A 19,144-nucleotide genomic window follows, 5' to 3' on the forward strand; every position below is an offset into this window, starting at 1 on the left:
TAATACTTTACCAGCTAAAATGTTATTTCTTTGTGCATCTCTACCGACAGACCTGTTAGTACCTTCAGGTAAAATAAAAATTGGTTGTCCTTGTGCCATTAATAATCACCTTTTTTTAATTTATAAATAATTAGATCAGTTTATATAATCAACATGAAAAATAAATTAGTTATAGTGTTGACTAAACCTTTCTACATAATACATGAGTTTAAGGTTATATAAATACTTTATGGTATAAAGTAAATAAAAGTAAGAAAAAGATATCCTGGCAAAAACTGCTAATTTTTGAAAGGCCGAAATATTGAAAAAGCAATCCATTATATTAACATAGACTCAGCAACTACCCAAATAATAAATCATCAAAGTAAATAAATTAAATGTTAATGTAAAAAAATAAGTTAATTATCACAACAGATAGATGGAACTAAAGAAAAAGTAAAATTTTAAAAAAAAAGTAGAAAAAAGAGTTAAAAAACTCCTAAATTAGAAATCCAACCCCAATAAAAGGAATTCTAATTACCTACGTTGTTGTTTTTTCTCTAATCTGAAAGGAGGTGTCCTTTCGATAGTATCATAAGCTTCTTGTTCTTCCTGAAGTTCATTGAAGAAAGTATTGATTTCTTCCAATCTTTTGATTTTATCATTTTTTCTGTTAAGTTCATTTTTAAGATTGAGGAAATCTTCACGAGGAACAGTCTGCTGTTTTAGATATTTGAGCTCATTATCCCTTGAGTTAATATCAGTCTGATACTGAGTTTGAAGAGAAATGAATTCTTCACGAGGAACAGTCTGTTCTTTAAGATACTTAAGCTCATTGTTCTTGTTGGCAAGTTCATTTTCGAATTTGCTTTGAACAGAAATAAATTCTTCACGAGGAACGGTTTTTTCTTTAAGATACTCAATCTGATTATCTTTTGATGCCAATTCATTTTCCAATTTGGTCTGAACGGAAACGAACTCTTCACGAGGAACAGTTTTTTCTTTAAGATACTCAATCTGATTATCTTTTGATGCCAATTCATTTTCCAATTTGGTCTGAACGGAAATAAACTCTTCACGAGGAATAGTCTGCTCTTTTAGATATTCAATCTGATTATCTTTTGAAACCAGTTCATTTTCAAATTTATTTTGAAGATTGACATACTCTTCTTTAGGAACTGTGCTCTCTTTAAGGACATTGATTTGATTATCCAGATTATTGATTTCAGTTTCGAAATGAGACTGGAGATCAGTATAGTCTTTTTTAGGGATAGTATTTTCTTTTAAGTTATTAATCTCATCAGTCATTTCACCAATCTTGGAATCAAACTGGTTTTGTAAATCAATATATTCTTGTTTAGGAATGGTCTGCTCTTTCAAGATGCCTAACTGATCATCTTTTTTAGACAGTTCATCTTCTTTATGAAGAATTTCACTGTTTTTAAGCTCAAGCTCTTTTTCAAGTTCCATAATCTGAGTTTTGGACTCAACATTATTTTCCAGTTTGATGACTTTAATCTTATATTCATCAATGGTTCTGGAAAGAGAATTAATCTGAGCTTCTTTTTCAGCTACACTTTTAAAAGATTCATTTAATCTTTCATTAACGTCAGCTAATTCTTTTTTCTTGTATTCTCTTAACTGTTCAGCGAAATATTCTTTGATTTCATCAAGAGAATTATTTACATAATCAAGCTCATATATTCTGTCCTCCTGATTTTTAATTAAAGAATCTTTTTCTTCAAGTTGTTTTTTCAAGAGGTTAATTTCGTCTTCAGCTTTAAATTTAATTACAGAAACTTCTTTTTCTTTTTCTACAATATCTTTTTCGAGTTCTTTTATCCTTTGAGGAGTAGTATCGTTTGCTTTCTCCACTTCAAGTTTAGTTAAGTCTAATTTTAACTTATTAAGCTCCAATAGGCAAGACCGAATTAAAGATTGTAGTGTATCTTTTTCAGCATCAATTCCTATTTCCATTCTATCCCTTAGTTTAAATTTTATCCCAATATCGATTTCAAATTAGTGTATATTAATGAATTTGAAAATTCCGATATTTCATACAATATAATTCCTTGCTATAAAATATTTATTTTATACTATTTAAATTAAACCCTTACAATAACTTAAAATTGAAAATAAAAACAATTAGAAAAATAATAGAAAAAACAAAAAATATTAAAAAAAATAGAAAAAATAAATTGATAAAATTAGAGTATTTTATCATTAATTAACTCAGCATTCAATATTGATGCACCAGCTGCACCACGAATAGTATTATGTCCAACAAGAACATATTTAAAACTATTATCAAATACTGCATCTTTTCTTAATCTACCAACAGTTACAGCCATACCATTGCCGGCATTTCTGTCCATTCTTGGTTGCGGTCTGTTTTCTTCTTCTTTGACAACAACAGGATTTTCCGGAGCGGAGAATAAATTAAGTTCTTGTGGCAATGCTTTGAAGTTTGCCATTTTACTTTTTACATCAGCAATGTCAAAGTCATCTTCCAACTCAATGAATACCGCTTCAGTATGACCATCAATAACAGGCACCCTATGACAAGATGCACTTAATTTGAAATCTGCATTGATTACATCCTTACCATCATAAGAACCCAACAGATAGAGGGATTCGCTTTCCATTTTTTCTTCTTCCCCACCAATGAAAGGAACGAGATTATCGACAATAGCCATTGATGGAACCCCATTATAACCTGCACCAGATACAGCCTGCATGGTTGATACCCTAACAGCTTTAACGTTGAAATTATCAACAATAGGTTTTAGGGATAATGCTAAAGCAATAGTGGAACAGTTTGGATTGGTAACAATGAATCCGTCCCAGTCATTTTCCTTTTGCTGAGCATCTATCATGTCTAAGCATTCAGGATTGACTTCAGGAATTACTAATGGAATATTTTTCTTCATCCTGTGTGCACTTGCATTACTTGCAACAACATAGTCTTTTGCAAAATCCTTTTCAACTTTTGCTGCAAATTCAGTTGGCAAAGATGAAAATACAATATCCACATCATTATCCATTTGAGCAGGATCAGTTTCAACAACTTTAATGTCTTTAACAGAATCAGGCATTTCATTATCTAAATACCATGTAGTAGCATCCTCATATCTTTTACCTGCAGAACGTGAAGATGCAGCTAAAGCTGTTACTTCAAAATCAGGGTGATTTTCCAATAATTGAATAAATCTTTGGCCAACCATCCCGGTTGCACCCAATACACCAACATTAACCATATTTTCACCTAGTCTAAACCTAAAACATCATTCATGCTGCTGATAATTCCTTTTTCAGCTTCAGGAATGTATCTGATAGCTCTTATTACACCGGCAATGAATACTTCTCTTGTATGAGCCTGATGTTTAACTTCAATTCTTTCACCTTCACCGACAAACATTACAGTGTGGTCTCCTACAATGTCTCCACCACGGATTGCATGAACACCGATTTCTTCTGGAGTTCTTTTGCCGACAAGACCTTTTCTACCAAATACTCCAACTTCTTCAGTGTCACGTCCAAGCTCTTCAGCTATAACTTCAAATGCGGTCATAGCTGTTCCTGATGGAGCATCCTGTTTTTGATTGTGGTGTGCTTCTATAATTTCAATGTCATAATCATATAAAAGTGGTGCCAGTTTCTTTAATGTATTGAAAAATACGTTAACTCCAATGGACATGTTTGTTGAAATTACAGCAGGAACATTGTTCTTTTTGATGTTTTCAGCATTATTCTGCATTTGCTCATCTGTAAAACCAGTTGTTCCAACAACAACACCAACTCCACATGCGGAAGCTGTTTCGATTGCTTTTTCAGCTGCAGGAGCAATAGTGAAGTCAACCAATACATCAGCGCCTGAAGATTTTAATGCTTCTTCAAGATTTTCAGCTCCAACTATTTCAACGCCAAGTTCATCAATACCTGCCTGAATACCTATATCTTTACCTGCAAGAGGAGAGTTTGGTATTTCAATAGCTGCAACTACTTCCATGTCTTCTTGTTCAGTTATTTTTCTTACAATACCGGAGCCCATTCTACCTGCAGCTCCAGTAACTGCTACTTTAATCATAATAATACCTGCTTAAATTAAATCTGATTCTTTTAATGCTTTTTTAAGAATTTCTAAATTATCTTCTTTCATTTCACATAACGGCTGTCTGAAAGGTCCTGCAGGAAGTCCCATCAAATTCATTGCAGTTTTGACAGGAACAGGATTGCTTTCAATGAAAAGAGCCCTTATTAAATCCACCATTTCATAGTGAAGTTCCATTGCTCTTGTATAATCATCATTCAGGATACTGTTGACCATCAGCACCATTCTTCTGGCATCAATATTTGCAGACGCACTGATAACACCTGTTGCACCCACTGCCATGAGAGGCAATGTGAGGGAATCTTCACCTGAAAGAATGTTAAAGTCATCTTCAAGTCCTTCACGGGAAAGTGCTCTGTAGATATCTGAAACTTTATCCACACTACCGCTTGCTTCTTTAATAGCTTCAATACCCTCAACTTTAGCCAGTTCCACTGCAGTTTCTACAGCAATGTCACTTCCAGTACGTGACGGAACATTATATGCGATGATTGGAATGTCACAAGCCGCCGCAATAGTGGAGTAATGGTCTACAAGTGCATGCTGCTGCGGTTTGTTATAGTATGGAGTAATTAACAATGCCCCGTCTGCACCTGCATCAGCTGCAAACTTTGTTAATGACAATGCTTCTGATGTAGCATTACTTCCAGTTCCGGCAATTGCCTCAACTCTTCCGTCAACCTCATCAACCAGAATTTCAATAACTTTCTGATGTTCTTCATGGTTAAGTGTAGCTGATTCACCAGTAGTTCCTGCACCAACCAGACCGTCGACACCCTGATCAATCAGATAGTTGATGTTTGATCTAAAACCTTCTTCGTCAATTTGTTTATTTTCATCGAAAGGAGTTACCATTGCAACATATGTTCCTTCAAATTTCATCCTAAAACCTCGTTAACAAGTTTGTATGCTCTTTCACCATCGTTCCAATCAACAAACAATACTACTGCAGTTTGAGAGGAAGTGATTTCAACAATATTAATATGATTTTTCCTGAGCGGTTCTGTAATATTAGAAATAATACCAGGGGTTTCAATAATGTCCGGACTGACTAAAGTAATCATAGCAGTATCTCTTCCAAGTGAAAGAGAACTTAAGACATCATCTTCAACAACAAGATTGTGTAAAATATGATAAGCCTGCTCTGAATCTTTTTTACTTACAAAAGATGTGATTGAATTCTGACCTGCTGAAATTCCAAAAATATTTATTCCGCTATTAGCAAGACATGTTGTAATCTCTGCTAAAAGTCCCACTTTTCTAAGCATAGCCTCACCTACGAGAACTATGAGTGAAATAGGTTCATGATAAAGTGATACGGATTTTAAAATATCTCCTTCAAAAGGTCCTGTAATACGAGTACCTTTCGCATTCAAATCACCTTCATCAAAATTGATAATCTTTGCACTTATTAATGGATCTTTATATTTTAATGCATGAGGATGCAATACTTGCGCACCATGAGTTGCCAAGTCCCTCATTTCTTCTACGCTGATTTCTTCAAGAAGTTCAGCTTCTTCAATTTTATTTGGGTCTGTTGACATTACTCCGTCTACATCAGTGACAATTACAACTTCATTTGCATTCAAGCAGTGGCCGATTAAAAATGCTGAAATGTCACTTCCACCTCTTCCGAGGGTGGTGATTTCACCGCTAGGCCCTTTGCCTAAAAATCCACAAATGACAGGAATAATACCTTGATTGATAAGATTTTCAATACCTACTATTTTTTTATTTGTGGTACCGAAATCTATTTTAGCTTCAAGAGAATTGGAATCTGTCATTATTGGCCATAATTCATTATAAGGATCAATAAATTCAGACTTTACGCCTAAAGATTCAATAGTTGCAGAAAATACCCTAGCACTAGTTAATTCACCCATAGCCATAATTTCTGCCTTCTGTCTGTCAGTCAGACCTTCACCGATTGCTTCATTGGAAAGACCAATTAAATCATCAGTTGTCTTATTTACTGCAGAAACAACAACTACAACGTGATTACCTTTCATATACTCATTTACTACGGACTGAGCCGCTTTTTTAATTCTGGAACCGTTACCTACCGAAGTTCCTCCGAATTTTGCTACTATTAAATCCATTAAATTCACCTATTTCTTATAGATATTTCATTTTATATTTTTGACATTACAAAAATATTCATATATATTTTTATATAACCATATTAATAAACTTTTAATTAAAATTTTATTGAAAATTTAACAGTATTATGAGATTTAAAATTAAAAAAATTATACAAAATTCAAAAAAAATAGTTGAATAAAATAAAAAGTATTAAAAAAAGTGGTAAAAAAAATATGAAAAAAGCTTAGTCTCTGGTTTGTTCTAACCTTACAAGCCTTGTAACATATCCTGCGATTTTATTTCTTAAATGTTTAGTACTTACAGTAGAGTATTCCTGTACTAATTTTTTGTTTTCTTCAAAATCAGTAGTAAAAACTCCTTTGTGAGTTTCGATAAGTTCTTTTGCTAAACGTTTAACAAATGAAGTTCTAATATTGCCCATTAACATTCCTCCCTTAAAATTTTTTCCTGCTCATTTTTATTTAAAATAGTTAGCATGTCTACTATTTGATCGATTATTTCAACATCTAAATCAAATTCTTCACAAAGTTCATCAATTTTTTCATGAATTGCATCTTCCCTGCTTTTATCATATATTGGCATCCCAAGATAATTCTTGGAAAGTGCAATATCCTTTGCAATAGATGTCCTTTGAGAAATTAAACTAAATAACTCATTATCTATTTCATCAATGCGATTTCGTGACTTTTTGAGAAGGTTTTCTGCTTCTTCTTTACTTTTAAAAGATTTAATTTCGTATTCGCTTTTCAAAAAATCACCAAATTGATAATAATGATAATAATATAATTTATTATAATCCTACTATATAAACTATATGTTTAAATTTGAAAAATCTCTGAAAATTTTGTAAAATTACAATAATTGACAACCATCATTATCAACAAAAGTCTCTATGACTCTGCCGTCGTATTTCTCCCATGTGCTTTTAACATCATCAATTGAATCCTGTCTGACAACAGCTACAAAAGAAGAACCTGTACCAGACAGTCCGGATGCAATAGCTCCGGCTTCAAGAGCATCAATAGCAATTGAAGAGTTAAAACCCAATGTTGCAGAATAGATTAAACCGTTCAGATTCAAAGCCTTGAAATAATCCTTTTGTTTTGCAAAACCGAAAGCGGTTTCAACTAATGGCGCCAGCAGTTTCATCCTTTCAGGATTTGAATCTCCGGATTTTGAATAGAAATTCGGCATGTAAACCAGAATAGGCGATTCTGACATTTTTTCCCTGATGATAAATTCCCTATTTTTATTGTCTGTAACGACGACTCCGCCAAAATATGAAGCTGTTGCATCATCAAATGAACCTGTAATTGTAACGCCAGCATCAAGGGATGCGTCAATTGCCATATTGATAATTTCCAAATCATCTAAAGGTTTCAAATCAAATTCTTCACTGACAATAGCAGATATTACTTTAACGATTGCATTTGAAGAAGCACTGCTGCTTGAAAGACCTGATGCCATAGGAAGAGTTGATTTGGTTTTCAAATCTATACCGAATTCTTCATCATTAATGTTATAGTGGTCAAAAACCTTTTTTACGCACAACTCCATAAGAGTATTGTCTGCACCGACATCATTTGAACAAGTTATTGAGTTACTGGTTGATTTGGCTTCACACACAATATCCAATCCGATACCGAATGCTGAACCGAAACCTGTTGCTATTGCATTGATAATTGTTGCTGAACCTGGAGACCTTACTGTTTTTTTCATTATTTAACCTCATCATAAGGAATATCTATTTCGGAAAATTTCAAAGACCTGTTTCTTGCATTAGATGCTAGATTCAATCTGAATTCATCATCATTCACTACTTTATCAATTGCACCTGCAATGGATGATACCTTATTCGGATTGACAAGAAGTCCTACATCTTTGGTGATAATTTCAGTTATTCCACCAACGTTACTGCCGATAACGGGTTTGCCGCAGGCTAAAGCTTCAATTAAAACCAGACCGAAACTTTCAGAAAATGAAGGTAAAACTAAAACGTCACAGCTTGGAATAATGTTTTCCACATCATCCCTTGAGCCTGTAAAGATTACATCACGGATATTTTCATCCTCAACTTTCTTTTTAAGTTTTTTAAATAGCGGTCCGTTACCTACTATGACAAGATAATAATCGCTGTTTGCAATTTTTTTAGCTTCAATCAGGGATTCGACATTTTTCCTTTTAATGATATTTCCAACAAACATTACAACCGGCTTATCATCAAGGCCAAGTTCATTTCTAAATGACATGTTTACCTCGGATGAGAACTTGTCAATGTCGACAGAGTTCCAGGACAGTCTGGTTTTCTGGGAAATTCCGGCAACTCCTGTAGCGATAACTTCATGTCTTAAGGCATTGCTTACTGCAAGAACGCAATCTGCACGTTTCAATACATTTTTTATGGTTGAACGCATTAATGCCTGTTTTTTATAAACTTCAAACATGTCTGATCCGTGTGCGGTAACATAAGTTTTTATTCCATGAGCATTACCTACTTCAACAGCGGCAGCTCCTGCAGGAAAGAGATAATGGCCATGAATGATATCAATCTTTTCTTTTTTCAAAAGATTTTCCAATGCCTTTTTTGCATTCTTTTTAAACATCAATCCTCTAACGCCAGGAATATTGAGTCCTTTTGTTCCGATTACATGAATTCCATCAATATCCTTAATGTCTTTGTGAGGATATGTGATTACATAAACCTCATGACCCTGCCTGACCAGCTCTTTTGATAAAGTATGAATATGAACACCTACACCTCCCACATGAGGCGGAAATTGACCTACCATAGCTATTTTCATAAAAAATTAACTCCATAACTTATATTAATATATAATTAAGTTATTGTTTAAATAATTAAGTTAACTGTGTTAAAAACTAAAATCATTTATTCAAAAAAAAGTATGGAAAGATTATTTCCCATAGGATTCCATGTTATTATTTAAATAATTTCCTTCCATATCAACCAGAATCACATTCAAATCCAAATCAAAACGCTGCAGGCATCTTTCATGGATTGCAGAAGCAATGCTGTTTGAAACTTCAACTGAAAGATTAATTTCATTTAGAATATCCATCATGTCATCGGTTGTTTTTGATTCAAATAATTTTTGAAGAGAATCCCTGCCGGCTCCGCAGAGTGCGGCATGAGTAACCATTATTTCACGTCTTCCGTCGGCAACTGCATGTTTGGTGTCAAATATTCCTCCTGCAACTTTAATAAGCTTGCCCATGTGTCCGAAGTAAGTGAATTTCTTAATGCCTCTTTTTCGAGCTTCTTCAAACATGAAACCGACAAAATTACCTGTCTGGATAATCTGTTCTTTTGAAACGTTCAGCTGTTTTAAGGCAAGTTTTTCACCGATATTTCCCGGAACAAAAACCAAATCGTCAATGTGTGAGGCAATTGCAACATCTATTTGAGTTACAATGGAGTTTTTATAGGCATCACTGGACATTGACCTTGCAATACCGGTTGTTCCCAAAACAGATATTCCACCTACAATACCGAGCTTCGGATTCATAGTTTTGCGGGCAATTTCCACCCCTTCAGGAATGGAAATAGTGACTTTAGCCATTTTTCCTTCAGGAATCTTTTCTTCCAGATTTTTGACAATCATGCGTCGTGGAACAGGATTTATTGCATAATCACCGACAGGTATCTGAAGGCCGGGTTTTGTGACTTTACCGACACCGACACCACCTGTGATAATAACCTTGGAGTCTTCATCGGATTTATCCAATAGTTCGACTGTTGCAGTTATTTCCAGATTAACTGTAACGTCAGGATCATTATACGGATTTTTATGAGCGCTGGCCTGTGCCTTAAAAGAAGATAATTTTTTGCACTCATCAATTATAATATCCAAGGTCTTTTTAGGAGTTTCCACATTAACGCAGGCAATATCCGGTGAATCAATGATTGCATCCAGAGCTGCAAGAGAACATGCTGTTGCAATGGTTCCTGTTGTAACTCCAATATAATTGTCGTCAGTCATTTTAACTAAAAAAAGAATAAAAAAAAGAGAGAATCTATAATTTAGATTCTAATGCTGCAATAAGTTCGTTTTCGGTAGGTGCGCCAACAAATTCCACATTACCATCAATAACAATTGTAGGTACAGCCATAATCTGATAATTGATTGCTCTTTCTCTGTTTTCATTACTTTCATCTATTTTTAATACTTCAACATCGATAGAGTCGCCTAATTTATCTTTAGCTACTTGAGCAGCATCAATTGCTGCTGGACAATGAGGACATGAGTTGGTTGAAAATACTTCTACTTTAATTGCCATTGTATTAATCTCCTATATTTTGATTTAAAATTATTTTATAATTTGTTATATATAATTGTTACCCACATTACTAATCAAACGCTCTCTGGAAATATTTATTATATATTAGAAAAATAAAATTTAAATGATTAAAATGGAAACTTTACCAAAAGAAATTAAAACAATAATAAACAGCACATATCCATACATTAAGGACTTTAATCCTGCGCAGAAAGCTGTAATTAAATCTGGATATCTGGATGATACATCAAACTATATCATCTGCATACCTACAGCCAGTGGGAAAACAGTACTGGGAGTTTTGCCTGCCTTAAAAACAATACTCAACGGAGGCAAAGCCATCTATGCCGCACCTCTTCTTTCAATTCAAAATGAAAAGGTGAAAGAGTTTAAGGCATTTGAAGAACACGGAATCAGTGTGGGCAAACACCCGTCCAGTGCAGACCTGTCAGTTATGGTTTTTGAATCATTCGATGCACTTACACGCTTTTCATGGGACAATCTGCGTGACGTGGACACATTAATCATTGATGAATTTCACATGATCGGGGAATATTCAAGAGGTCCGACTCTTGAAGCGGCCATTACAAGAGCTAAAATCATCAATCCTTCAATGAGAATAATTGCACTGTCTGCAACTCTCAGAAACATCGAGGAGATTGAAGGATGGCTTGAAGGAAGGTGTGTGGAGCATGATTATCGTCCGGTGCCGTTAAATAAAGAAGTGCTGGATGCTGAAATGTTCAATACAAAAAATAAAAATGACGTTATCGTTAAAGTAATTGAAAAGGCAATGAAAGATAAATCACAGGCTCTTGCATTTGTATCCACCAGACGATTTACAGAAAGTCTGGCCACATACGTTTCCGGAAAAATCAAAAAGAAAATCAATGCGGAACAGAAGAAAAGATTCAAGGAAGTTGCCGAGAAACTGCTTGAAGTTCCAAAAAAGAAAGGATCTCTTCCAACAACAACCTGCGTCAAGCTGGCGGAAGCCGCTGAAAAAGGTGTTGCATTCCACCATGCAGGCCTCTTCAATGAGCAAAAAGAGATTATTGAAGATGAATTCAGAAAAGGAAATATTCTAATGATTACTGCAACTCCAAGTTTAATGTATGGAGTTAATTTACCTTCAAAAACCGTAGTTATCAGAGACCATACCCGCTGGACAAGCAACGGACCGCAGCCTATTCCTGTTTTTGATTACGAACAGATGTCCGGAAGAGCAGGAAGACCACAATATGATGATGTGGGATACTCCTATCTTATCGCAAAGACAATGGATGAAGCACAGAACCTTCAGGAGTATTATGTTGAAGGAGAAATAGAGCTGACCAATTCAAAACTTATTGACAATAAGGATGCTGTTTACAGACAAATCATTGCGCAGATTGCATCTACATTATCCAAAGACCTAGAAGACCTGACAGATTTCTTCTCAAAAACATTATACGGATATCAGATGAGCAACAATCCATCAATGTCACTATTTGCTACAGACAGCCTCAGATTTGAACTTGAAAGCGCATTGGAATTTTTACTGCACAATGGAATTATCAGAGCTACACCGGAAGGTCTTAAAACAACCGATTTCGGAAATCTCATTGCAAGATCAAATTATTCCGTTGAAACAGCAGTAAAGATTAAGGAATACATATCAACAATAGATGAAATCAATGTTGAGGAATTCATTTATGCATTGTCTGAAACTCCTGACCTGCCGTTGATCTCATTTAAAGGAAGAAAATCAAAAGATCCTGTTCGGGAAAAACTATCTGAAGTTGGCCTGTTTGCCGTAGATATCGGAAATCCTGAAGCGACAACCGTTTCTCTTATAGAATGGGTCAATGAAAGAAATGAATACGAAATTGAAAACAGATATAATGTTTATTCAGCATCAACAAGACGTTCAGCTTATGAAGCATCAAGACTTGTCAGATTTGCCAAAAATACTTCAGAGGTACTGGGAAATTATTCCAATCTCAAGGACTTTGATATATTGTCTGCAAGACTTTATTACGGTGTTAAAGATGACATTATACCATTAGTCGTAGGAGTTAAAAGATTAGGTAGAAAAAGAGCTAGAAATATCGTTAAAATTTTCGGCAATGATTTAAGTGGAGTTTCTGAAAAAGAGCTTCAACAAATTGAAGGAATAGGTCCTAAACTTGCTGAAAAAATTAGATTGTTTGTGGAAAATTAAAAAAAATGAAGGTAGGATTAACCTCCTCCTTCAGCAACACTAGAATCCATTTGCATGTTTTCTAATCTAGATGCTTTTTCTTTTAATGCTTCAACATCTATTTCATCGTCACCATCATCAGAAGACCTTTTCTTCAGGTCTTTCTCATCAAGCAATTCGAGTAGATTTGAACGATACCACAATCCGGATTTGTCGACTTTTACCCAATCGACACCATCTTTGGTTTTGATATCCAAGACTTTGCCTATTGTGCCTGTATCGACATATCGGACATGTGAATCAAGAGTAATCTCTTTATCTCTTGCATCAAAAGTCATAAAAATTACCTGTCTATTCTTCGTCGTCTTCAACTTCAATAGTAGCTTCTACAGTTTCTTCTTCGGTTTCTTGAGGAATTTCTTTGTTTAAGATAACGTATGCACCGATTGTTGCTACATCTTCGAATTTGATTTCGATTTCATCTTTGGAGAAGATATTTTTTTGTAAAGTTAAAGTGATTGTTTCGATAGCACCGGTTGCAGGGTCAAAATCGATGTCACCAATTTTTCCAACTTCGTATGCGTTTTTATCTAAAACAGTAGAACCTAAAAATTCTCTAATTTTCATTATTTCACCTTTTAAATTTTAATATTATATTATATTATAAATCATTAACTATTTAAATAATACTCATATATAACATTAACTATTAAATAATTGGTGAAGAAAATGGAAGAAGCATGTCGAATCATTATTGAAAATATTTTAAGCGGAAAAATATCCAGTCGACGTGAACTTGAAGTTGAAAAAAGACAGCTTTGCCGTGATTTAAAACTGTCAAAATTCATGAGCAATGCAGATATCCTAAGATATGCAAAGCCTGAAGAAAAAGAACTTGTTTCAGGAATTTTAAAGAAAAAACCTACAAGGACAATGTCTGGAGTAGCGATTGTTGCCGTAATGTGCCATCCCCACAAATGTCCTCATGGAAGATGCATGTACTGCCCTGAAAGTGATATAGCACCACCAAGCTATACAGGTGAGGAACCTGCAGCGCTCAGGGGAAGAATGTATGAATTTCATCCGTATGTTCAATGTTTTAACAGATTAAAGCAGTTAAAACAAATCGGCCATCCTATCGACAAAGTTGAACTTATCATCATGGGAGGGACATTCCCTTCAAGAGATCTCTGCTATCAGGAATGGTTCACTTCACAATGCCTGAAGGCAATGACTGATTTCGGACTGATAATGGAAAACAAACCTGATAATTTTGAATATAATCTTGATAAAGATGAAATCAGAGGTTTTGAACAAGGCGTTTTAAAGACATATCCTCCAAGTGATTATGTACTTATAAGTGATGTTCAAAAGGCAAATGAAAGCTCCAAGGTGAGATGTGTGGGAATGACATTTGAAACACGTCCCAATTACTGTAAAACAGAACATATCAACAGAATGCTTGATTTTGGAGTGACAAGGGTTGAACTTGGAGTTCAGACATTATCCGATGATTTGTACAAAAGAATTAAACGTGGACACAAAATTGCAGATGTCATTGAAGCAAACCAGCTTTTAAGGGATTCCGCCATAAAAGTGGCCATGCACATGATGCCCGGGCTCTTTGTAGATGAAAAAGAAGATTTGAAAATGTTTAAAAAACTTTTCTCAGACGATAACTTCAAACCGGACATGCTTAAAATCTATCCGTGTCTTGTTACACAGGGAAGCGAACTGTATGATTTGTGGGAAGCCGGAAAATATACCCCGTATCGTGACGAGGATGCTGTTGAGCTGATTGTCAAAGTCAAAGCGATCCTTCCGAAATGGGTGAGAACCATGAGAATCCAGAGGGATATCCCTTCAACGCTGATTGTGGATGGAGTTAAAAAATCCAACCTGGGAGAGCTTGTCTACAATAAGCTGGAAGAAAATCACATTAACTGCCAGTGCATCAGATGTCGTGAAATAGGTCATAAAAAGACTTCACAGGAATATAAATTAGATGATTTCAGATTATTCAATGAGAAATACAGCGCATGTAACGGTGAGGAAAACTTCCTGTCAATCGAAGACGTTAATGAAGAAAGTATTGCCGGATTTTTAAGATTGCGTTTTCCTTCAAAAGATCATTTCCGTCCGGAAATTACTGATAAAACTTCACTTGTACGGGAACTGCATGTTTATGGAAACATGATAAAAATAGGTGATAAAAATCCTAAAATCGGCCAGCATACCGGATTTGGTGAAAAACTGCTTAAGGAAGCTGAAGGACTATCCGTTGACAAAGGATATGACCAGGTTGCAATCATAAGCGGAATAGGTTCCAGAAATTATTATCGCAAGTTCGGATATGAAAAGGTCGGACCTTACATGATTAAAAAAATAGCATAACTTTAAATAGTTTATTCGTATATATACTAACTAATTGAGAGAGTGGTAATATGGTAATATATAATATAAAAAATTCAAAAGAATTGGCTAGTTACATTAACTACACCAATTTAAACAACATGATAACTGAAAAAGAAATGACTGAATTTCTTGAAAAAGCAAAGGAATTGAATTTCAATTCTGTAGTTATCGCTCCAACATATGTTCCATTAGCAAAAGAGATTCTAAAAGATACCGACATTAAAGTTGGAAGTGTAGTCGGATTTCCTTTAGGCTTTGAAAATACAGAAAGCAAAGTTTGTGATGCAAAATCATTAATCGATGCAGGAGCAGACGAAATAGAAGTAGTCTTAAATTTAAGCTACCTTAAAGATGAAAAATACGATTTGCTTGAAAAGGAACTTGCAGCAATAAGAGAAGCTGTTGGAGACAAAATATTAAAAGTAATCATCGAAACCAAAGCACTTGAAGACTATCAAAAAGCAAATGCTGCAAAATTAGCGGAAAACTGCAATGCAGACTATGTTAAAACCGCAACAGGATTTGTATCACCAAACCACATTTATGAAAACGTCAATGACATCAACATTTTCCTAAAACATGCTCCAAAAATCAAAATTGAAATATACGGCGGAGTAAATGAATATAAATTTGCAAACCAGATTTTAACCGCAGGAGCAGATAAAATAGGAAGCGACATGGGTTATGAAATTGTTAAAAGATACAAAGACTTAAGAGAAAACACCCAAGTAACACCAAAACCGATTACATTAACCAAAAAAGATTAGATGGATCTTCCATTTAATCCAAATTTATTTTTAAAAAAAACACCACATTAACACAAAATAATTTTTTAAAAAAAATAGATACTCTTTTTGAAAAAATAACAATAAAAATAGTAAAAAGGGATGCCATGTGCCGGACTTGAACCAGCGACATCTAGATCTTCAGTCTAGCGTTCTCCCATCTGAACTAACATGGCATATGGACCGAACGAGATTCGAACTCGTGATCTCCTCCACGTCAAAGAGGAATCATACCCCTAGACCACCGGTCCTATACAACATTATAATATATGCAGAAAGTAGTATATAAACTTTACTCCACATCATATAGAACAAGTGAGGGCAATGAGAAAAATTTTAAAAATAAAAAAAATTGACCACCAAAGAAATGGCCAATAGATTTTATTTAAAAGCTTTTTTTAAAAATAACGAACTAACAAATCTATTTGATTGCTAATTTGATATCTTCAGCTTTTACGGTTTTTCTACCAGCGTGGCGTGCGAAATTAACAGCTTTTTGTGCGATTTCGTCACCTTTTTCTTCTAATGCTTCAGCTAATGCAATTTTAGCGTCGTCACTAATTCTTTGTGCGCCAGCATTTTTTAAGATACGACCGACTGGTGCGATTGGTAATTCACTCATTATTTCACCTCCAATTAAAAGATAGTATAAAATGATATATAAAGGTATCGGTAAAAATGAATAAAAATCGCTTATATTATAGCATATCAACTAATCATATATGCTTTTGTAATCCAATAAAAAATAGTAACATTATATAAAATTAAAGGTTAAAAATTAGCTGAAAATATGAAAATAAGAAAAAATATATAATAAAAAATTAATCTTTCAATAACTCGCTTAAAAGATAAGTTGCTGTTGCATCAGTTATTTTGACATCAACAAAAGATCCTAACTCAACATCATCAACAATTACAGGAATATATGAATCAGTTTTAGCTATAAATCCGCCTTTTGAACCTTTTTCAACAACAAGAACATTTTGAGTTGTTCCAACTAAATGTTCATTTTCTTCAGCAGTTATTTCAGATTTGATTTCAGATAAAAATTTTGATCTTTTCTTCATGACATCCCTAGGAATTTCTTCAAGGGAAGATGAAATTGCACCTTTCCGGTGCTGGTATTTTGACAGATGTATCAGACTTGGCTTGATTTCTTCAAGCAGTTTGACTGTCATGTCAAAGTCCTCATCAGTTTCGGTCGGATAGCCTACAATAATATCTACAGCAAGAGTAATATCCGGAATTTCCTTTTTGAATTTTGATAAAATATCTCTGTACTGGTCAATTGTATGGCCTCTCCTCATATCTGATAAAACCTTGTCACTTCCAGTTTGCACAGGTAAATGAATGAAATTATATACCTTCGGATGTTTAACTGCATCGATTATTTCATCAACATCGTTTAAAATGTTTTTAGGGTGCATCATTCCAACACGTACACGGAAATCTCCTTCTAAATTGGCCACTTCTTTGATTAAATCAGATAGTTTTTCACCGCTGTCCCAGCCGAATGCTGCAGTATCCTGTGCAGTAAGCTGAATTTCACATGCTCCGTTTTCAATAGCCTGACGAGCTTCCTCAACAATATCTGCAATCGGATAGCTGTTCAATGGCCCACGTGCAAAACGAGTACAGCAGAATGTACATGCACCTAAACAGCCTTCACAGATTTGAATAATGTGAATCAGACTGTCATCAGATGATTTAGGAACACCGACTTTGCTTTCCTTTGAAAAACCGGATGCCCTCATAATTTCACCGCAGTAACTTGCACTGACAACTTCAGCAGCCTTGTTGAGCTGATGAGGTCCAATCCAGGAACAGTTCGGACCAATCTTTTCCAGTTTTTCCGGATCTATTTCTACCATACATCCGCCGACAATAATCTTTTTGTCGGGAAATTCCTCCTGGAGCTTTTGGATTTTGTATACCACTTTATTTTCAGTCGGCAATTTTACATAGCAGGTATTTATAATAATTACATCGGCTTCCTCGATACTGTCAACCATATCGATTTCATTTTCCTCTAAAACCCCTGCAATGATTTGTGAATCAGCCTGATTGAATGTGCATCCGTAAGTTTCAATATATACTTTCATGGTCTTTCCTTTTGTGTTTTTTGAATATGTCTTTAGTTAAATCGTAGTCATAGTTATTGAACTTTACAGGTTTGGAATAAACCCTTTTAATTACGTTTGCTTTTGCAAATCCGGAAGTCAGCTTTCTTTCCTGAGTCTTGATAACGTGAACTTTAACAATGTGCTTGTCGATTTTGACAATATCTCCCGGAGCTATTTCAAAATCCCTTTCAAGATCCACTTTATATGAGTCAACTTCACCATGCAAATCCACTGAAAAACCTATACGTGCAGGAATTTCAATTGAAGATGCCCAGATGGTATCTACCTCTTCAAGATTTGCCCTTTCAACACGCTTATCCTTAATTTCAATGCTTGTCACTTCAACCTGACCTAATTCAGAAAGCAGTACATCGCCTGTTTCAAGCTCATCGCTTGGTGAAAGGTCAATTGTAGTTTTGTGAGATTTGTCCTGCTCTGAAATAATCAGTCTGTAAGGTCTAGGTTTTTTATAGGAAACGATATCCTTAAAAACATGACCGCAATCTTCACATTTCAATAAATACTCTTCTGTAACCTTTTTCTTTGATGATTTCTGTTTCGAGTTTAAAATTTCTATTTCATCACTACCGCAAATCGGACAATCCATTTCAATACCTCAATTATTTGTCGTTCAAGTAATGGTTTACTAAACCACCATCTTCCAAAATGTTCAACATGAATTCTTTAAATGGCTCGAAAGTAGTGGATTCGCCATTTGTTTCATTTACCAAAGTTCCTTTTGACAAATCAATACTTATAACGTCACCGTCTTCAGCCTTAATATCAGATACGATAACAGGCAATCCTATATTGATTGCATTTCTATAGAAAATCCTTGCAAAGGACTTGGCTATAATTGCATCTACTCCAGCAGTCTTAATAGCTACAGGAGCCTGTTCTCTTGATGAACCGCAGCCGAAATTCTCATCAGCTACAATGATATCACCTTTTTTTACGTTTTTTGTAAAGTCAGGACGTTCACCTTCAAGAACATGGTCTGCCAAATCCTGAGGATTGAATGTTCTTAAATATCTTCCGGGAATAATGACATCAGTATCTATATTCTCCCCGAAAGTCCATGTTTTTCCTTTAATAATATCCATTAATATCACTGTAAATTGAATTGATTAAAAAAACGAAGTGTCGGGAA

Annotated in this window: 20 protein-coding genes and 2 tRNA genes; 3 read left to right on the plus strand and 19 right to left on the minus strand. The window is 34.7% G+C overall.

The window, feature by feature from the left end; genetic code table 11:
• Positions 1-516 precede the first annotated feature (516 nt).
• The 11 genes from QZN33_RS05445 to QZN33_RS05495 form a co-directional block, all read right to left on the minus strand.
• Complete coding sequence (locus tag QZN33_RS05445) at positions 517-1,956, minus strand: hypothetical protein (RefSeq protein WP_296789942.1); 1,440 nt, start codon at positions 1,954-1,956, stop codon at positions 517-519.
• Positions 1,957-2,186: 230 nt separating this feature from the next.
• A complete protein-coding gene (gene asd / locus QZN33_RS05450; RefSeq protein WP_296789943.1) occupies positions 2,187-3,236 on the minus strand; it encodes an aspartate-semialdehyde dehydrogenase in 1,050 nt (349 codons plus the stop codon).
• An 8-nt stretch (positions 3,237-3,244) separates the two neighbouring features.
• Entirely contained in the window at positions 3,245-4,066 is an 822-nt protein-coding gene (gene dapB / locus QZN33_RS05455) for a 4-hydroxy-tetrahydrodipicolinate reductase (protein ID WP_296789944.1), read from the minus strand.
• 12 nt (positions 4,067-4,078) lie between these two features.
• Positions 4,079-4,972, minus strand: coding sequence for a 4-hydroxy-tetrahydrodipicolinate synthase (gene dapA, locus QZN33_RS05460; protein WP_296789945.1), 894 nt, complete (start codon positions 4,970-4,972; stop codon positions 4,079-4,081).
• A complete protein-coding gene (locus QZN33_RS05465; RefSeq protein WP_296789946.1) occupies positions 4,969-6,189 on the minus strand; it encodes an aspartate kinase in 1,221 nt (406 codons plus the stop codon). Before QZN33_RS05465 ends, dapA begins: the two co-directional genes overlap by 4 nt.
• 227 nt (positions 6,190-6,416) lie before the next feature.
• A complete protein-coding gene (locus QZN33_RS05470; RefSeq protein ID WP_292825300.1) occupies positions 6,417-6,614 on the minus strand; it encodes a 30S ribosomal protein S17e in 198 nt (65 codons plus the stop codon).
• Complete coding sequence (locus tag QZN33_RS05475; protein WP_296789947.1) at positions 6,614-6,943, minus strand: chorismate mutase; 330 nt, start codon at positions 6,941-6,943, stop codon at positions 6,614-6,616. The genes QZN33_RS05470 and QZN33_RS05475 overlap by 1 nt, the downstream gene beginning before the upstream one ends.
• Before the next feature lie 102 nt (positions 6,944-7,045).
• Positions 7,046-7,912 (minus strand): shikimate kinase, encoded by an 867-nt coding sequence (locus QZN33_RS05480; RefSeq protein WP_296789948.1) that lies wholly within the window; start codon positions 7,910-7,912, stop codon positions 7,046-7,048.
• Positions 7,912-8,994 (minus strand): glycosyltransferase family 4 protein, encoded by a 1,083-nt coding sequence (locus QZN33_RS05485; RefSeq protein WP_296789949.1) that lies wholly within the window; start codon positions 8,992-8,994, stop codon positions 7,912-7,914. Before QZN33_RS05485 ends, QZN33_RS05480 begins: the two co-directional genes overlap by 1 nt.
• A 111-nt stretch (positions 8,995-9,105) precedes the next feature.
• Positions 9,106-10,191: a cobalt-precorrin-5B (C(1))-methyltransferase CbiD gene (gene cbiD / locus QZN33_RS05490; RefSeq protein ID WP_296789950.1), complete on the minus strand. Its 1,086-nt coding sequence runs from the start codon at positions 10,189-10,191 to the stop codon at positions 9,106-9,108.
• A 34-nt stretch (positions 10,192-10,225) separates the two neighbouring features.
• Entirely contained in the window at positions 10,226-10,489 is a 264-nt protein-coding gene (locus QZN33_RS05495) for a thioredoxin family protein (RefSeq protein WP_296789951.1), read from the minus strand.
• Positions 10,490-10,613: 124 nt separating this feature from the next.
• Between QZN33_RS05495 and QZN33_RS05500 the strand changes: the two genes are divergently transcribed.
• Positions 10,614-12,692, plus strand: coding sequence for a DEAD/DEAH box helicase (locus QZN33_RS05500; protein ID WP_296789952.1), 2,079 nt, complete (start codon positions 10,614-10,616; stop codon positions 12,690-12,692).
• Positions 12,693-12,709: 17 nt separating this feature from the next.
• On the opposite strand, the gene QZN33_RS05505 is transcribed toward QZN33_RS05500, so the two are convergent.
• The gene (locus QZN33_RS05505; protein WP_296789953.1) at positions 12,710-13,009 is read right to left on the minus strand and encodes a DUF2098 domain-containing protein; all 300 of its coding nucleotides are present in this window, start codon (positions 13,007-13,009) and stop codon (positions 12,710-12,712) included.
• Positions 13,010-13,022: 13 nt separating this feature from the next.
• On the minus strand, positions 13,023-13,298 hold the full coding sequence (locus tag QZN33_RS05510; protein ID WP_296789954.1) for a PRC-barrel domain-containing protein: 276 nt from the start codon (positions 13,296-13,298) through the stop codon (positions 13,023-13,025).
• Positions 13,299-13,400: 102 nt separating this feature from the next.
• Between QZN33_RS05510 and QZN33_RS05515 the strand changes: the two genes are divergently transcribed.
• Together QZN33_RS05515 and deoC are read left to right on the plus strand one after the other, a co-directional pair.
• Entirely contained in the window at positions 13,401-15,065 is a 1,665-nt protein-coding gene (locus QZN33_RS05515; protein WP_296789955.1) for a tRNA uridine(34) 5-carboxymethylaminomethyl modification radical SAM/GNAT enzyme Elp3, read from the plus strand.
• A gap of 50 nt (positions 15,066-15,115) precedes the next feature.
• Positions 15,116-15,853 (plus strand): deoxyribose-phosphate aldolase, encoded by a 738-nt coding sequence (gene deoC, locus QZN33_RS05520; protein ID WP_296789956.1) that lies wholly within the window; start codon positions 15,116-15,118, stop codon positions 15,851-15,853.
• Between the two features lie 121 nt (positions 15,854-15,974).
• Here deoC and QZN33_RS05525 read toward each other — a convergent pair.
• The 6 genes from QZN33_RS05525 to hacB all read right to left on the minus strand — a co-directional run bounded on the left by QZN33_RS05525 (position 15,975) and on the right by hacB (position 19,097).
• Positions 15,975-16,047: transfer RNA gene (locus tag QZN33_RS05525), tRNA-Phe, on the minus strand.
• 3 nt (positions 16,048-16,050) lie between these two features.
• Positions 16,051-16,122: transfer RNA gene (locus QZN33_RS05530), tRNA-Val, on the minus strand.
• A 170-nt stretch (positions 16,123-16,292) separates the two neighbouring features.
• On the minus strand, positions 16,293-16,493 hold the full coding sequence (locus tag QZN33_RS05535) for a histone family protein (protein WP_042691314.1): 201 nt from the start codon (positions 16,491-16,493) through the stop codon (positions 16,293-16,295).
• 199 nt (positions 16,494-16,692) lie between these two features.
• Complete coding sequence (locus tag QZN33_RS05540) at positions 16,693-17,973, minus strand: tRNA (N(6)-L-threonylcarbamoyladenosine(37)-C(2))-methylthiotransferase (RefSeq protein WP_296789957.1); 1,281 nt, start codon at positions 17,971-17,973, stop codon at positions 16,693-16,695.
• Positions 17,957-18,601: an HVO_0476 family zinc finger protein gene (locus QZN33_RS05545; protein ID WP_296789958.1), complete on the minus strand. Its 645-nt coding sequence runs from the start codon at positions 18,599-18,601 to the stop codon at positions 17,957-17,959. Before QZN33_RS05545 ends, QZN33_RS05540 begins: the two co-directional genes overlap by 17 nt.
• A 13-nt stretch (positions 18,602-18,614) precedes the next feature.
• The gene (gene hacB / locus QZN33_RS05550) at positions 18,615-19,097 is read right to left on the minus strand and encodes a homoaconitase small subunit (RefSeq protein ID WP_296789959.1); all 483 of its coding nucleotides are present in this window, start codon (positions 19,095-19,097) and stop codon (positions 18,615-18,617) included.
• Positions 19,098-19,144 lie beyond the last annotated feature (47 nt).

This window comes from uncultured Methanobrevibacter sp. (genome assembly GCF_900314615.1).
Lineage (GTDB): Archaea > Methanobacteriota > Methanobacteria > Methanobacteriales > Methanobacteriaceae > Methanocatella.

Excerpts from the sequence above, each read along its gene's own strand:
- QZN33_RS05445 (WP_296789942.1), bottom strand. The coding sequence starts at position 1,956 with ATGGAAATAGGAATTGATGCTGAAAAAGATACACTACAATCTTTAATT.
- asd (WP_296789943.1), bottom strand. The coding sequence starts at position 3,236 with ATGGTTAATGTTGGTGTATTGGGTGCAACCGGGATGGTTGGCCAAAGA.
- dapB (WP_296789944.1), bottom strand. The coding sequence starts at position 4,066 with ATGATTAAAGTAGCAGTTACTGGAGCTGCAGGTAGAATGGGCTCCGGT.
- dapA (WP_296789945.1), bottom strand. The coding sequence starts at position 4,972 with ATGAAATTTGAAGGAACATATGTTGCAATGGTAACTCCTTTCGATGAA.
- QZN33_RS05465 (WP_296789946.1), bottom strand. The coding sequence starts at position 6,189 with ATGGATTTAATAGTAGCAAAATTCGGAGGAACTTCGGTAGGTAACGGT.
- QZN33_RS05470 (WP_292825300.1), bottom strand. The coding sequence starts at position 6,614 with ATGGGCAATATTAGAACTTCATTTGTTAAACGTTTAGCAAAAGAACTT.
- QZN33_RS05480 (WP_296789948.1), bottom strand. The coding sequence starts at position 7,912 with ATGAAAAAAACAGTAAGGTCTCCAGGTTCAGCAACAATTATCAATGCA.
- QZN33_RS05485 (WP_296789949.1), bottom strand. The coding sequence starts at position 8,994 with ATGAAAATAGCTATGGTAGGTCAATTTCCGCCTCATGTGGGAGGTGTA.
- cbiD (WP_296789950.1), bottom strand. The coding sequence starts at position 10,191 with ATGACTGACGACAATTATATTGGAGTTACAACAGGAACCATTGCAACA.
- QZN33_RS05495 (WP_296789951.1), bottom strand. The coding sequence starts at position 10,489 with ATGGCAATTAAAGTAGAAGTATTTTCAACCAACTCATGTCCTCATTGT.
- QZN33_RS05500 (WP_296789952.1), top strand. The coding sequence starts at position 10,614 with ATGATTAAAATGGAAACTTTACCAAAAGAAATTAAAACAATAATAAAC.
- QZN33_RS05505 (WP_296789953.1), bottom strand. The coding sequence starts at position 13,009 with ATGACTTTTGATGCAAGAGATAAAGAGATTACTCTTGATTCACATGTC.
- QZN33_RS05510 (WP_296789954.1), bottom strand. The coding sequence starts at position 13,298 with ATGAAAATTAGAGAATTTTTAGGTTCTACTGTTTTAGATAAAAACGCA.
- QZN33_RS05515 (WP_296789955.1), top strand. The coding sequence starts at position 13,401 with ATGGAAGAAGCATGTCGAATCATTATTGAAAATATTTTAAGCGGAAAA.
- deoC (WP_296789956.1), top strand. The coding sequence starts at position 15,116 with ATGGTAATATATAATATAAAAAATTCAAAAGAATTGGCTAGTTACATT.
- QZN33_RS05535 (WP_042691314.1), bottom strand. The coding sequence starts at position 16,493 with ATGAGTGAATTACCAATCGCACCAGTCGGTCGTATCTTAAAAAATGCT.
- QZN33_RS05540 (WP_296789957.1), bottom strand. The coding sequence starts at position 17,973 with ATGAAAGTATATATTGAAACTTACGGATGCACATTCAATCAGGCTGAT.
- QZN33_RS05545 (WP_296789958.1), bottom strand. The coding sequence starts at position 18,601 with ATGGATTGTCCGATTTGCGGTAGTGATGAAATAGAAATTTTAAACTCG.
- hacB (WP_296789959.1), bottom strand. The coding sequence starts at position 19,097 with ATGGATATTATTAAAGGAAAAACATGGACTTTCGGGGAGAATATAGAT.